This window comes from Pseudoclavibacter sp. RFBA6 (assembly GCF_002931575.1).
In the GTDB taxonomy this organism is placed as follows: Bacteria; Actinomycetota; Actinomycetes; order Actinomycetales; family Microbacteriaceae; genus Pseudoclavibacter; species Pseudoclavibacter terrae.
On record NZ_PSUA01000013.1, the window covers coordinates 15,381 to 28,164 of the forward strand.

Annotated in this window: 17 protein-coding genes; 15 read left to right on the forward strand and 2 right to left on the reverse strand. The window is 68.9% G+C overall.

Going from position 1 to position 12,784, the window contains the following annotated elements; all coding sequences use genetic code 11:
• Positions 1-80 precede the first annotated feature (80 nt).
• The 5 genes from C5C17_RS13490 to C5C17_RS13510 all read left to right on the forward strand — a co-directional run bounded on the left by C5C17_RS13490 (position 81) and on the right by C5C17_RS13510 (position 3,804).
• Positions 81-788, forward strand: a complete 708-nt coding sequence (locus C5C17_RS13490) for a hypothetical protein (RefSeq protein WP_104253910.1) — start codon at positions 81-83, stop codon at positions 786-788.
• Positions 785-1,186 carry a GntR family transcriptional regulator gene (locus C5C17_RS13495; RefSeq protein WP_104253911.1) on the forward strand — a complete coding sequence of 134 codons (402 nt, stop codon included), beginning with the start codon at positions 785-787 and terminating at the stop codon, positions 1,184-1,186. Before C5C17_RS13490 ends, C5C17_RS13495 begins: the two co-directional genes overlap by 4 nt.
• An 82-nt stretch (positions 1,187-1,268) precedes the next feature.
• Entirely contained in the window at positions 1,269-1,472 is a 204-nt protein-coding gene (locus C5C17_RS13500; protein ID WP_104253912.1) for a CsbD family protein, read from the forward strand.
• Positions 1,473-1,661: 189 nt separating this feature from the next.
• The gene (locus C5C17_RS13505) at positions 1,662-3,320 is read left to right on the forward strand and encodes an MDR family MFS transporter (RefSeq protein WP_104253913.1); all 1,659 of its coding nucleotides are present in this window, start codon (positions 1,662-1,664) and stop codon (positions 3,318-3,320) included.
• Positions 3,321-3,330: 10 nt separating this feature from the next.
• Entirely contained in the window at positions 3,331-3,804 is a 474-nt protein-coding gene (locus C5C17_RS13510; protein WP_181028604.1) for a MarR family winged helix-turn-helix transcriptional regulator, read from the forward strand.
• A gap of 79 nt (positions 3,805-3,883) precedes the next feature.
• Here the strand turns inward: C5C17_RS13510 and C5C17_RS13515 are convergent, their stop codons facing one another.
• Positions 3,884-4,333: a DUF805 domain-containing protein gene (locus C5C17_RS13515; protein ID WP_104253915.1), complete on the reverse strand. Its 450-nt coding sequence runs from the start codon at positions 4,331-4,333 to the stop codon at positions 3,884-3,886.
• Positions 4,334-4,529: 196 nt separating this feature from the next.
• Here C5C17_RS13515 and C5C17_RS13520 point away from each other — a divergent pair, with 196 nt between their 5' ends.
• From C5C17_RS13520 to C5C17_RS13565, 10 genes are all read left to right on the forward strand, one after another.
• Positions 4,530-4,889, forward strand: coding sequence for a hypothetical protein (locus C5C17_RS13520; protein WP_104253916.1), 360 nt, complete (start codon positions 4,530-4,532; stop codon positions 4,887-4,889).
• An 86-nt stretch (positions 4,890-4,975) separates the two neighbouring features.
• Positions 4,976-5,284 carry an ATP-dependent DNA ligase gene (locus tag C5C17_RS13525; protein WP_104253917.1) on the forward strand — a complete coding sequence of 103 codons (309 nt, stop codon included), beginning with the start codon at positions 4,976-4,978 and terminating at the stop codon, positions 5,282-5,284.
• Positions 5,281-5,502, forward strand: a complete 222-nt coding sequence (locus tag C5C17_RS13530) for a hypothetical protein (protein WP_104253918.1) — start codon at positions 5,281-5,283, stop codon at positions 5,500-5,502. Before C5C17_RS13525 ends, C5C17_RS13530 begins: the two co-directional genes overlap by 4 nt.
• A gap of 102 nt (positions 5,503-5,604) precedes the next feature.
• The gene (locus tag C5C17_RS13535) at positions 5,605-6,744 is read left to right on the forward strand and encodes a glycosyltransferase (protein WP_181028605.1); all 1,140 of its coding nucleotides are present in this window, start codon (positions 5,605-5,607) and stop codon (positions 6,742-6,744) included.
• The gene (locus C5C17_RS13540) at positions 6,741-7,808 is read left to right on the forward strand and encodes a glycosyltransferase (protein ID WP_104253919.1); all 1,068 of its coding nucleotides are present in this window, start codon (positions 6,741-6,743) and stop codon (positions 7,806-7,808) included. The genes C5C17_RS13535 and C5C17_RS13540 overlap by 4 nt, the downstream gene beginning before the upstream one ends.
• A complete protein-coding gene (locus tag C5C17_RS13545) occupies positions 7,805-8,848 on the forward strand; it encodes a glycosyltransferase (RefSeq protein ID WP_104253920.1) in 1,044 nt (347 codons plus the stop codon). The genes C5C17_RS13540 and C5C17_RS13545 overlap by 4 nt, the downstream gene beginning before the upstream one ends.
• Positions 8,845-9,723 (forward strand): glycosyltransferase family 2 protein, encoded by an 879-nt coding sequence (locus C5C17_RS13550; protein WP_146079181.1) that lies wholly within the window; start codon positions 8,845-8,847, stop codon positions 9,721-9,723. Before C5C17_RS13545 ends, C5C17_RS13550 begins: the two co-directional genes overlap by 4 nt.
• A 9-nt stretch (positions 9,724-9,732) precedes the next feature.
• A complete protein-coding gene (locus C5C17_RS13555; RefSeq protein WP_104253921.1) occupies positions 9,733-10,239 on the forward strand; it encodes a transporter substrate-binding domain-containing protein in 507 nt (168 codons plus the stop codon).
• Positions 10,236-11,219, forward strand: a complete 984-nt coding sequence (locus C5C17_RS13560; RefSeq protein WP_104253922.1) for a cation diffusion facilitator family transporter — start codon at positions 10,236-10,238, stop codon at positions 11,217-11,219. Before C5C17_RS13555 ends, C5C17_RS13560 begins: the two co-directional genes overlap by 4 nt.
• Complete coding sequence (locus tag C5C17_RS13565; RefSeq protein ID WP_104253923.1) at positions 11,216-11,488, forward strand: GlsB/YeaQ/YmgE family stress response membrane protein; 273 nt, start codon at positions 11,216-11,218, stop codon at positions 11,486-11,488. The genes C5C17_RS13560 and C5C17_RS13565 overlap by 4 nt, the downstream gene beginning before the upstream one ends.
• A gap of 72 nt (positions 11,489-11,560) precedes the next feature.
• On the opposite strand, the gene C5C17_RS13570 is transcribed toward C5C17_RS13565, so the two are convergent.
• Positions 11,561-12,757, reverse strand: coding sequence for a benzoate/H(+) symporter BenE family transporter (locus C5C17_RS13570; protein WP_104253924.1), 1,197 nt, complete (start codon positions 12,755-12,757; stop codon positions 11,561-11,563).
• Positions 12,758-12,784 lie beyond the last annotated feature (27 nt).

Below are 12,784 nucleotides of genomic sequence, written 5' to 3' on the forward strand. Positions count from 1 at the left end.
ACCGTTCGGCCTCGTGAGGGGCCGCATCCAGTCTGCGCGTTCGGAGCCACGATTGCGAACCTGCCTCGTAGGCTGGGGGCATGGCTACTGCGCAGGACGACGATTCGCTGGTCGAGGACACGGCGGCGATGTCGTCGTACCCGGCCTACCGCCCCAAGCAGATCGCGTTCGGCGTGCTGGCGGTGCTGCTGCTCGTGACGATGTTCTTCCCCTGGTGGAATTCCGAGATCCCCCTCAACCGCATCGCCCCGACGCTCAACGGCTGGCAGCTGTTCGTGGCGGGCACCGGCCTCAGCCAGATGGACGAGGCGCTCGGCTACAACTGGTTCGGCACCTTCCTGTTCGGGCTCGTCCCGACCATTCCCCTGCTCGGCCTCGTCGTGGTGCTGATCTTGCGGATCTCCGGTGTCGCGGTGATCTCGGCCAAGATCCTCCAGGTCTACGCCGCCCTCGCGACGCTCGGCATCCTGTTCCTGTTCGTCTTCGCGACGCTGCGTGTGGATGCGGCGAACGGCCAGTACCCGATTGCGTACGGCGCGTGGCTGGCGCTCGTACCGAGCGTCGCGACGCTGGTGCTCGCGACGCTGTGGTGGCGGCGCGAGAAGCTCCACTACCCGACTCGGAAGTGGCTCGGCTTCGGCCCGCAGCGTGCGAAGAAGCACGACGAGGCCGTCAGCGCGGCGATGTTCGATGACCTGGTCGAGCCGGATGACGACGAGGAGATCTCGCTGGGTTCGGAGACCGCGATCGACGAGAACACGAGCCCAGGCAAGCGGCCTCGCGCATGAGCACCGGTGACTTCTTCGAGCACCTCGCGATCGGCGGCGACTCGTCGAAGGCGCCGGGCAGGCAGCTGCGTGACGCGATCATCCTCGCCGTCGAGCGCGGCGACCTCCAGCCTGGTGAGCGACTTCCCCCGGTGCGCTCACTCGCGGAGACCCTCGGGGTCGCGCCTGGCACGGTCGCGAAGTGCTACACGGCGCTCGAGGAGCAGGGCGTCGTCGAGGGCCGCGGGCGCGCCGGCACGTTCGTGACTGCCGATGGTCGGAACGGGGATGTGCGGCTCACGGCAGCTGCGCGTGCGTTCGCGGTCGAGGCACGCGAGCTGGGCGTCAGCGACGACGAGGCGGTCGCCGCCGTGTTCGAGGCGCTGTCGGTCTCCGCCGAGCAGCACCCGCGGGCCTGACCTCGCTCAGGCATCCTCGCCCGGCAGTGTCGTCCAGACCGCGCCTCAGCCTGCACCCAACTTGTCCTGAGAGCATCCCCCCATGGGAATCGACGATCGAATTGAGAACAAGTCAGAAGACCTCGGCGGACGCGCGAAGGAAGCCGCAGGAGCGGTATCCGGCAACGAGTCGCTGAAGGCCGAAGGCCGGTCCGACCAGGCGAAGGCCGGGTTCAAGGACAAGGTCGAGGATGTCAAGGACGGCGCCAAGGAGGGCCTCGACAACCTCAAGCGCAAGATCGACTAGGCACTGCGCCGCAGTCGTCAGCACGCAGGATCAGGGCCCCGTTCGCGGGGCCCTTTCTGGTAGTTGACGACGGTCAACCATGTATGTATGGTTGACCGTCGTCAACTATCAGGAGGCCCCGCGTCGATGTCGTCTAGCAAGAAGCCCAGACCCAGCACCAAGCCAGCAGCAGCGCTCACCGAGTCAGGCATGAGCCGCCGCCAGGTGCTCCAGGCCCTCTCGGGCCTCATGCTCGGCATGTTCGTGTCGATGCTCGCATCGACCGTCGTGAGCACGTCCCTGCCGCTCATCATCAGCGACCTCAAGGGCGACCAGAGTGCGTTCACCTGGGTGGTGACCGCGACCCTCCTCGCAACCACCGTCTCGACCCCCATCTGGGGCAAGCTCGCCGATCTCACGAACCGCAAGCTGCTGCTGCAGATCTCGCTGGTCATCTTCGTCGTGAGCTCCGCCATCGCCGGCTTCGCGCAGGACACGTCCATGCTCATCACGATGCGCGTGTTCCAGGGCCTCGGCGCCGGTGGCCTCGGCGCGCTCAGCCAGATCGTCATGGCCGACATCCTCAGCCCCCGCGAGCGCGGCCGCTACGCGGGCTTCTTCGGTGCCGTCATGGCGCTCGCCACAGTCGGCGGACCCCTGCTCGGCGGTGTCATCACCGACGCGTTCGGATGGCGCTGGAACTTCTTCGTGGGGCTCCCGTTCGCGGTCGTGGCGCTCATCCTCCTGCAGGTGACGCTGCACCTGCCGAAGCCGAAGAAGCGCAAGGTGAGCATCGACTACTTCGGCATCGTGCTCATCTCGAGCGGCGTCTCGCTGCTCCTCATCTGGGTGACCCTCGCAGGCTCCCAGTTCGAGTGGAACTCGCTCCCCTCCTGGCTCATGGTCGGCGGCGGCGTCCTGCTGCTCGTCATCGCGGTCCTCGTCGAGCTGCGCGTCAAGGCGCCGCTCATCCCGCTCACGCTCTTCCGCGACCGCACCTTCACCCTCGCGGTCGTCGCGAGCGTCTCGGTCGGCGTCGCCATGTTCGGCACGAGCGTCTTCCTCAGCCAGTACATGCAGCTCGCGCGAGGGGCGACCCCGACGGAGTCGGGCATCCTCACCATCCCGATGATGGCGGGCCTCCTCGTCGCCTCCACCATCGTGGGCAACCTCATCAGCCGTCGTGGGAAGTGGAAGGCGTTCGTCGTCACGGGCAGCGCGCTCATGGTCGTCGGCCTCTTCCTGCTGAGCCGCCTCCACTACGACACCCCGTATCTCTACGTTGGCCTCTCGATGTTCGCGCTCGGTGCCGGCGTCGGCATGGTCATGCAGAACCTCGTGCTTGTCGTGCAGAACAAGGCGGAGGTCAAGAACATGGGCGTCGCAACGAGTGCGGTCACGTTCTTCCGCAGCCTCGGCGGCACGATCGGCGTCTCGGTCATGGGGTCGATTCTCGGAACCGTCGTCGCGGACACGATCTCGACGAGCGTCCGCGCCCTGCCACCTGAGCAGCAGGCCCTCGCCGCGCAGTCGCTCGCGGGTGGCAGCATCCCGCAGCTCGCGACGCTCCCGGAGTGGCTGCGGATCCTCGTCGAGGACGCCTACGGCACCTCGGTCGGCGCCATCTTCCTCGCAGCGCTGCCGCTCGCGATCGTCACCCTCGTCGCGGTCTCGTTCCTCCCGAACGCGCAGCTCGGCACGCAGAATGCCGTGCAGCGGGCGAAGGGCGAGGAGAACCCCAGCGGACACGCGGGTGCGGAGTCGGCATCGGAGGACCTCGTGGAGGTCGCCGAGGCCGTGGTCGGCATCCCCCGCACCGGGGCCATCCCGATCCTCGGCGACTCGGGGCGGCGGGCGGACCGCACCTAAGATGGCGACCATGCCAGAGTCCCCAGACGACGCCGACTTCACGGAGGCGATCGCCGCGGTGGAGACGGAACTCGGCACCTTCTACCGCCGTGTCCGCACCACGTGGAGCGAGTCGGCCGTCGCAGTGCACCCGTCGCTGCAGCCCATCGGCTACAAGATCCTCTCCGCGCTGGTGCAGCACGGCACGGCGCACGCCGGCACGCTCGGCGAGCAGCTCGCCGTCGACAAGAGCGTCATGAGCCGGCAGGTGCGGATGCTGGAGGAGTTCGAGCTGCTGACGGTCGGGTCGGACCCGAACGACGGGCGGGCGCGCATCCTGACGCCGACGCCGTTCGCCGTCGAACGGGTCACCGAGGTGCGTGCCCGCAACCGACACCGCCTGCACGCTGTGCTGCGGGACTGGACGCCGGAGGAGCTGCGCGTGTTCTCGGGCCTCCTCGGTCGCTTCGGCGCCGTGGCGGAAGCCGTGGCCCCCGAACGCTGAGGGGCAGGCAAGCCGCTCGCAGACCACAGAACCGCCGCCCTCACGCGAGGGCGGCGGTTCTGTGCATCTCTCCCGCCCGCTATTGCGTGTCGAAGCGTGCACCCTCAGGGCGCGAAGAGCCGAGCACGAAGACGAGGAGCACGATGGCACCGACGAGCGGGATGAGACCGATGAGCCACCACCAGCCCGAGCGGTTCGTGTCGTGGAGGCGACGGAAGAGGAGCGCGAAACCTGGGATCAGGATCGCGAGTCCCCAGATTCCCTGGATCACGGAGACCACTGTGTACCCGGCGCTCGCGCCCGTGAACTGACCCGACGAGTCCATGGTCCCAGGCCCGCCGAGGAGCGAGCCGATGAGGAAGAACACGGCGTTGACCAGTACGCCGAACAGCCACCACCACCAGTACTCGCTGCGACTGGCCCGGCCCGAGAAGACGGCGTACTTCTTGAAGAACCGCTTCACCGCCTGACCGAAGCTGGCTCCGTAGAGCGGTGGGTAGAGCGGGGCGTCGAGCTGAGGGGTAGACATCAGGGACTCCAATCAGGCACTGCCAGGCATGGGATTTGCACTGAGCGTAGCGTTACGCGGCCTCATTCCGCGTTTCCATTCGGGAAACACATGCCGCCGCTTCATACAACGGTTCAGAAGGCAATACTCCGAGCGCACCCAACTCGGCCTGGGACACTCAAGGGGTTCTGCACGCACGCGACCGTCTGGGGAAACGATGGACCAACTTCACTACGCAGGTGGCGTCTACTTCACGAGCACGAGGATCGCGAAAGAGCTGGTCGAGTATGCGGCTGCGCTTGCCGCTGTCCAGCAGGCAGGCATCGTCGAGATTCCGGTGCGCCACGCTGACGGCTCGGACAACATGCTCTCCGTCCTGGTCGGGCCCTCGAGTCAGATCGCAACCGAGACGGTCACTTCCGAGGTCCCGGAGTTCGACGACAGCGAGGCACTCGCGACCTTCCAGAGGCTCCGGGCAGGGCTCGCCGAAGAGCACGGGGCGCCGGAGGCGCTCGTCGAAGAAGGGTCGTCGAACGACCCGCGCGTGCCGCATCCCGACTGGCTCGACGAGCTCTAGATACCGAGCTGTCGAAATGTCGACTCCGAGACAGTGATAATGGACGGCGCACACAATGCGCGACAGACCAGAAAGCAGGGTTCAGCGTGGGGAAGTTCATCTACAACTCCGAAGTCACCGTCGACTTCGAGGACCGACTGCTTGCGCACCTTCAGCTCGCAATCGGCACGAAGCTGCGCCGCGGCGAGTCGTTCTTCTTCAGCTGGAAGGACAACAACGCAGGTGGCGACGGTCGCAGTACCGTCTGGATGCACCCGGCAGTCCCCATCCGCTTCAAGTTCCTCGGCAGCCGTCAGGTGCACATCAATCGATCGTGGGTTGAGGCACTGGTGCAAGGCGCCAATTCGCAGGCCGGCCTGGCCGTGATCGCTGAACCCGCAGAGAGGGCGTCATGAACGGACAGACCAGGATCGAGCTCCTCTACCAGGGCGAGACGTTCTCGAAGCTCGTCGACGACATCGAGACGTTCCGGGCCGAGATCCTTGCTCGCGTCGCGAGCGGAGAGTGGTTCTGGGTGCGCGGTGACCGCGGTGAAGGACGCCTCGAGCCAGCGAATCTGCTCGTCGGCCCCGGCGTCGGTCTCGTCATCGTGGAGCCGAACCCGGGCGACTGACCCGAATCTGGGCCGGCCCACAGGACCGGGCGGACGCATGCACGATGGTTAAGGACTGTCAAGAGCGCGACGCTCCCCTGTTGAAGCTGTTTAGGTGGAGGGGTGCCATCCCCCAGAAGCTCAGACGTCGACGACGACCTCCGTCGAACCATCCGGATTGCGAGCGTCCCCGCAGGACACGTCTACGTCAGGCACCTCTCGACCGTCACGCCAGATCCATCGCGCGCCACCATCGTCCGACTCCCGGACCCCCACCCCGATGGCTCCGCCCGGATCGCAGCCGAGCGCTGGTGGCCACCGCGCATGCTGGAGCCGGAGTGGATCACGGACCACGCCGACGAGTTCGACGTCTTCCACGTGCACTTCGGGTTCGACGCGCTCTCGCAGGATGTGCTCGCGGAGATCGTGGATGCACTCCGCCGCGAAGGCAAGCCGCTCGTGTACACCGTGCACGACCTCACGAACCCGCACCACGCGACGCCCGAGGCCCACATCGCGCACCTCGACATCCTGATCCCCGCGGCGGATGAGCTCATCACCCTCACGGAAGGGGCTGCGGACGAGATCGAACGACGGTGGGGCAGACGACCGGTCGTGATCCCTCACCCGCACATCGTCGAACCTGCTGAAGTCGAGACCGCTCTTGCGGAGCGTGCAGACACGAGCGGCGAGTTCCACGTGGGCGTGCACGCGAAGAGCCTGCGGGCGAGCATGGAGCCGCTACCCGTCGTCGAGGCGCTCGCCGAGCTGGCGCGTGTCGAGCCTTCGATCGTCATCCACGTCAACGGGCACCGTGAGATCCTCGATTCGGATGGGGCCAAGTACGAAGAGACGCTCGCCTCGCGTCTGCGGGAGCTCGCGGACTCGGGCAGCATCAGGCTGCGCATCCACGACTATCTGAGCGACGCCGAGCTGTGGCGCTACCTGGCTTCGCTCGACGCGTCGGTGCTCCCCTACCGCTTCGGGACGCACTCGGGGTGGTTGGAGGCGTGCCTCGACCTCGGCACGGCCGTCATCGCCCCCGACGTGGGCTTCTACGACGATCAGGGGCCGGTCTTCACGTACCGGCGCGCGTCCGACGCACTCGACGCCGATTCGCTGCGGGACGCGGTGCTCGCCGCGTCACGAGCCGTCACGCCTCGCCACGCCCCTGAGTTCCGGGCGTCGCAGCGAGATGAGATCGCGGCCGCACATGCCGACATCTACGACGCAGTGCTGACTCGAGTGCGGGTGGCCCGATGAGGATCTGCGTCATCGGCCCCTCCCGCTTCCCCATCAGAGAGCCATTCGCCGGTGGTCTCGAGGCGCACACGCACGCGTTGATCACAGCGCTCAAGCGCCGCGGTCACCAGGTCACGCTGTTCGCGGCCCCCGGCTCCGACCCTAGTCTCGGCGTGGAATTCCTCGACGTCGCGGACTTCTCGATGAGCGAGACCGCACGGCGCGACGTCGGGGCCATGCCGGCCGAGTGGATGAGCGAGCATCACGCGTACCTCTCGCTCATGGTGGATCTCGCCCGGAACTCGGGCGACCGGTTCGACGCGGTCCTCAACGTGAGCATCCACCACCTCCCGGTGGCCATGTCGGGACTGCTCGATGTTCCCGTCGTCACCACGCTGCACACTCCCCCCGTCGGCTGGATCGAGTCGGCGGTTCGGGTCGACGGGTCCGCCAGCACGTTCGTCGCGGTCAGCTCCCACATGCGGGAGGCGTGGTCGGACAGCATCGACTGCTCGGTGATCCTCAATGGCGTGGACACCGAGCGCCTTCGTCCAGGCGACGGAGGCGGGCCAGCGTTCTGGTCGGGGCGCATCGTGCCGGAGAAGGGACTCGAGTTCGCGATCGACGCCGCGAACCTCGCCGGCGTCCCACTGGACATCGCGGGGCCCGCCTACGACAGCGGCTACTTCGAGTCCGCGATCCGCCCGCGACTCAGCGAGAGCGTCCGCTACCTCGGGCACCTCGACCATGATGCTCTCTTCGAGCACCTCCGTCGGGCGAGCGTCACGCTCGTGACCCCGCGCTGGGACGAACCGTACGGGCTCGTGGCCGCTGAGTCGCTCGCCGCGGGCACCCCCGTCGCCGCGTTCGACCGCGGTGCGCTGCGCGAGATCCTCGACGACCGCAGCGGACGCCTCGCCGCCGCTGACAACATCCACGCACTCGCAGCTTCCCTGCTGCAGGCGGCGGACCTGCCCCGAGCAGGCGCGCGGGAACGCGCGGTGACCTTCTGCTCGCTCGAGCGGATGGTCGACGAGTACGAAGCGCTGCTGCGCTCGGTGACAGAAGGGCGGGTAGCCGCATGACCATCTCGGGCGCGAACGGCGCGAACACCGGCGATTCGGCGGCCACGGGCATCATCGGCTACTACGTCCACCATCAGGGCGGCGGGCACGCGCGCCGTGCGCTCGCCATCGCCCGTGAGTGCTCGCTCCCGGTCACCGGGCTCTCGACGCTCGCGAAGCCCGACGCCTGGCTCGGACCCTGGGTTCGGCTCGAGCGCGACGACATGGCGCTCTCGCCCCTCGAGCCGACCGCGAACGGCGCGCTGCACTGGGCACCCGTCGACGACGAGGGCATGCGGCGTCGCATGGCCCGCATCTCCGCCTGGATCGCAGAGACCGCACCCACCGTCTTCGTCTCCGACGTCTCCGTCGAGGTGGCCGCGCTGGCGAGGCTCCACGGGGTTCCCGTCGTCTCGGTGGCGCTCCCCGGGGTGCGCACCGACGCGCCGCACACGCTGGGCTTCGGCCTGTCCGATGCGATCCTCGCGGCCTGGCCCGTCGGCATCACCGGAATGCTGCCAGGCGTTCCCTCCCACATCGAAGCGCGCATCCACCAGGTCGGCGCGATCTCGGCTGCTGAGCGAGGCCACGGCGCTGGGCCCGGCCCCATCAGGCGCGTGCTCGTGCTCGCCGGTTCGGGCGGCGGCGGAATGACGTCGGCGCAGATCCGCGAAGCGAAACGACAGACGCCGGGGGTCGAGTGGGACGAGATCGGGACGACGCCGGGCAACCGCGTCGCCGACCCAGGCCCCCGCATCCGCGAGGCGTCGCTGGTCATCACGCACGCGGGCCAGGGTGCGATCGCGGATGTCGCCGCGGCGCAGGTTCCCGCGGTCGTCGTGCCGCAGCCCCGACCTCACGACGAGCAGATCACCTCGGCGCGCGTGCTCGCGGCGACGCCGAACCTGCCGGTCATCGTGGCCGAGACGTTCGACCGCGACGACTGGGCGGGGCTCCTCGACGACGCGTCCAAGCTCGACGGCAGACAGTGGGCGACGTGGAACGACGGGGGCGGCGCGCTGCGAGCGGCCGCGCTGCTCGATCGGATGGCGAGCCGGTGAAGACCGCCACCATCACGCTGGCGCACGGGCGCCATCGTCATCTGCTGGAGCAGCGACGGGGGCTCCTCAGGCAGTCGGTGCCCGCGGACGATGCCATCGTCATCGCGATGGGCGATCCGCAGATCGCTGAGCTCATCTCCGACGGCCTGCTGCCCGGAACGACCGTCGAGATGCCCGCAGATGCGAGCGTGCTCCCCCTCGCCGCCGCGCGCAACGAAGGCGCGCGGGTCGCACTGGAGCGGGGAGCCGAGCTGCTCGTGTTCCTCGACGTGGACTGCATCCCCGGCCGTGGGCTCGTCGAGGCCTACCAGGACGCGGCGCAGGATCCGCGCTGGGCGTCGAGCCTGCTCAGCGGCCCGGTCACCTACCTCGAGCCCCCTGGGCCGAACGGCTACGACGCGGAACGCGTGGAGCTGAAGGACGCCCCGCATCCCGCTCGCCCCGCCCCGGCGGCTGGCGAGGTGCAGCTCGGTGAGGACCGCAACCTCTTCTGGTCGCTCTCCTTCGCCGTGACCGCCGACAACTGGCGTCGCATCGGCGGCTTCCACGAGGGCTACCGCGGGTACGGCGCCGAGGACACCGACTTCGCGCGAGTCGCGGGGAACCTGGGCGTGGGGCTCGCCTGGGTCGGCGGTGCGCGCGCCTACCACCAGTGGCACCCCACCTCGAATCCGCCGGTTCAGCACCTTCACGACATCGCACGAAACGCGAACCTGTTCCGCGAGCGCTGGCGGGTGTGGCCGATGGTCGGCTGGCTGCGGGCGTTTCGCGAGCTCGGCCTCCTCGAGGGCGGTCTCGGCGACGAGCCATGCGTCGTCGTCCAGGAACCCGGCCAGCCGCGGAGTGCTGAGCTCGAGCACAGCGACAACTCCTAACCTGATGACATGGCTCTGCGCTTCTGGGAGTTGACGAGAGTGCGGCGGGCGATCGCCGCGGTGGTGGCGGTCGCGACCGCCGTGCTGATGCTGTGCGGGTGCGGGATGAGCGTCCCGACCGACCCGGACGGGACCCTCGACCGGGTTCGTGGCGGTGAGCTCCGCGTCGGCATCTCCCATAACCCTCCGTTCACTGGGATCGCCGAGGGGGCGGACCCGACCGGCGTCGAAGTCGACCTCGTGGAGGCGTTCGCCGACGAGCTCGGCGCCTCGATCACGTGGGTCGACGGCTCCGAGGCCGCGCTCGTCCAGGGGCTCGAGGACGGCACGCTCGACCTCGCAATCGCCGGCTTCCGCGACGACTCCCTCTACGTCGACAAGGCCGGTTCGACGCAGCCGTTCCTGGAGACCGAGGACGCCGCGGGCGGCAAGGTCTCCCACGTGATGCTCACCCCCATGGGCGAGAACGCCTTCCTCGTCGAACTCGAGACGTACCTCGCCGAGGCGACCTCATGAGCGACGCCCACGACGAGGTCCGCAGGAAGGCGATCCGGCTCGAGTGGATCACGATCGGCTTCCTGGCCGTCACCGTCACACTCGTCTACCTGGTGCTCGGCAACTCACAGGCCATGAAAGCCGCCTGGCTCGAGGACATGCTGTCGTTCATCCCGCCGTTCGCGTTCCTCCTCGCCGCTCGCATCAGCCGAAGGGCCGCGACGGTCGAGCATCCGTACGGCTACCACCGGGCCGTGGGCATCGGGCACCTCGTGTCCGGCATCGCACTGACCTCGATGGCCGTGTTCCTGATCGTCGACTCGAGCTCCGGGCTGCTCGCACAGGAGCACCCCACGATCGGCTCAGTTGAGCTGTTCGGGCAGCAGATCTGGCTCGGCTGGCTGATGATCGGCGTCATGCTCTTCATCGCGTGGCCACCGGTCATCATCGGGCACCACAAGATGAAGCTCGCCGCGAAGCTGCACGACAAGGTGCTGTACGCCGACGCCGACATGAACAAGGCCGACTGGCAGACGGCGGTCGGATCGGCCGTCGGGGTCGCGGGGATCGGCATCGGCATCTGGTGGCTCGACTCCGTCGCGGCGCTCTTCATCTCGGCGAGCATCCTCTATGACGGGGTTCGCAACCTCCGCATCGCGGTGCTCGACCTCATGGATGAGCAGGCGCGCACCTACGACGGGGAGCGCCCGCACCCGCTGGCGGGGCAGCTCAACACGTTCGTGGAGGCGCGCGACTGGGTGGCGGATGTCGGGTGCCGGGTGCGCGACCAGGGGCATGAGCTGCAGGCGGAGGTGTTCATCGTGCCGCGCGACGGCGTTGCACTCGAGTTGGCGGAACTGCAGCGCCTCACGGAGGATTGTCGTGGGCTCGACTGGAAGCTGCGGGATGTCGTCCTCGTTCCGGTCGCAGAGCCCCCGCCGTTCGCGTACCGGGAGCTGAAGCCCATCGAATCGTCCCAAGAACCTCAGGAGCACGCGTGAGCTACTTCGCCTTTCTCGCCATCGGCCTCCTCGCGGGGGTGGTCGCGAAGCGCTTCCTCCCGTCTCGCCGTCGGGACGACTGGATCGCGCCGCTCTTCGTCGGCGCGCTGGGTGCGCTCTTCGGCGGCTGGCTCGGCAGCGTGCTCTTCTGGAGCAGCACGAGCGACCCCTTCTCCCTGCCGAACTGGACCTCCGCGATCGTGGGTGCGGTCGCCGCGCTCGCCGTCTTCCTCGTCGTCGTGAGGCTCACCGCGCCGCGCAACGACTGAGCGCGTCGCCTCGGTCGGTACCAGTCCGCGGCGGACTTCTGGTCGTCATTCCGCGATCGTGGCGACCACAACTCAGCCCTGGGCGGGCGCACGGCGCGGGCGCACGACGAAGCGCACGACGAGGCCAGCGACCAGCGCCCAGAAGGCGGCGCTGATGCCCCCGATGGCGATGCCGGACGCGGCGGTCGCGAACGCGACGACGGCCGGCACGAGTTCCCCGGTCTCGGCGAGGGCGGCCTTGAGCGAGGAGGCGAGCGTGCCGATCAGCGCGAGTCCGGCGACGGCGGCGATGACACCGGCCGGGGCGAGGAGCACCAGCGCGCCGAACGCAGCGGACGCGACGCCGAGGACGATGACGACGACCCCGTTGGTGACGCTGGCGATCCACCTGCGCGAACGGTCCTCTCCGGCCTCCGGGCCGGCCGCGAGGGCGGCGCTGATGGCGGCGAGGTTGATGGCGTGCCCACCTGCCGGGGCTCCAGCGACGGTGCCGATGCCCGTCACGAGGAGTGAGCGACGCCAGGGGACGTCGTAGCCGAGCCCCTTCATGACGGCGACGCCTGGCACGTTCTGGGAGGCCATCGTCACGAGGTACAGGGGAAGCGCGATGCCGATCATCCCGGTGACGGAGAACTCCGGTGCCGTGAACTGGATGCGCGGCGCCAGGTCAGCGGCGTCGATCGACGCCCCGGAGGCCACGATGTGCACGCCGATGACGATCGCGGCGACGAGGAACGCGATGGGCGCGGCCCAGCGCGGCAGGAAGCGCAGCGCGAGCAGCCAGGCGACGACGACCGGCGCCACGGCGAGCGGGTTCTCGGCCATGCCGGTGATCGGGCCGAGGCAGAGCTGGAACAGCACCCCCGCGAGCATGGCCTGGGCGACGGAGACGGGGATCCGCGCCACCACGGCGCCGAGCTGCGGGATGAGGCCCGTGACGATGATGAGGATGCCCGTGACGAGGAACGCGCCGACGGCGACGGGCCACCCGCCCTCGAGCGTGCCCGTCGCCGCGAGCAGCGCCGCTCCGGGCGTGGACCAGGCGACCGTGATGGGCAGGCGGGTCCAGCTCGCGAGGAGGATGCAGCCGAGGCCCATGGTGACGCTGACGGCGAGGAGCCCGCTGGATGCCTGGTCTGCGCTGGCGCCGACGGCGGTCAGGCCGGTCAGCACGACGATGAACGAGCTCGTGAACGCGACGAGCGCCGACACGACGCCGGCCGAGATGGGGCGCAGGATGCGCTCGCGCGGCTCGACGGTGCTGCTCATCGTGGGGTCCTCGTCTCATCCGCTCGC

Bases quoted from the DNA above. Each gene is read 5' to 3' on its own strand.
- C5C17_RS13540 (WP_104253919.1), top strand. From the start codon at position 6,741: ATGAGGATCTGCGTCATCGGCCCCTCCCGCTTCCCCATCAGAGAGCCA.
- C5C17_RS13490 (WP_104253910.1), top strand. From the start codon at position 81: ATGGCTACTGCGCAGGACGACGATTCGCTGGTCGAGGACACGGCGGCG.
- C5C17_RS13495 (WP_104253911.1), top strand. From the start codon at position 785: ATGAGCACCGGTGACTTCTTCGAGCACCTCGCGATCGGCGGCGACTCG.
- C5C17_RS13555 (WP_104253921.1), top strand. From the start codon at position 9,733: ATGGCTCTGCGCTTCTGGGAGTTGACGAGAGTGCGGCGGGCGATCGCC.
- C5C17_RS13560 (WP_104253922.1), top strand. From the start codon at position 10,236: ATGAGCGACGCCCACGACGAGGTCCGCAGGAAGGCGATCCGGCTCGAG.
- C5C17_RS13545 (WP_104253920.1), top strand. From the start codon at position 7,805: ATGACCATCTCGGGCGCGAACGGCGCGAACACCGGCGATTCGGCGGCC.
- C5C17_RS13500 (WP_104253912.1), top strand. From the start codon at position 1,269: ATGGGAATCGACGATCGAATTGAGAACAAGTCAGAAGACCTCGGCGGA.
- C5C17_RS13530 (WP_104253918.1), top strand. From the start codon at position 5,281: ATGAACGGACAGACCAGGATCGAGCTCCTCTACCAGGGCGAGACGTTC.
- C5C17_RS13505 (WP_104253913.1), top strand. From the start codon at position 1,662: ATGAGCCGCCGCCAGGTGCTCCAGGCCCTCTCGGGCCTCATGCTCGGC.
- C5C17_RS13515 (WP_104253915.1), bottom strand. From the start codon at position 4,333: ATGTCTACCCCTCAGCTCGACGCCCCGCTCTACCCACCGCTCTACGGA.
- C5C17_RS13520 (WP_104253916.1), top strand. From the start codon at position 4,530: ATGGACCAACTTCACTACGCAGGTGGCGTCTACTTCACGAGCACGAGG.
- C5C17_RS13510 (WP_181028604.1), top strand. From the start codon at position 3,331: ATGCCAGAGTCCCCAGACGACGCCGACTTCACGGAGGCGATCGCCGCG.
- C5C17_RS13570 (WP_104253924.1), bottom strand. From the start codon at position 12,757: ATGAGCAGCACCGTCGAGCCGCGCGAGCGCATCCTGCGCCCCATCTCG.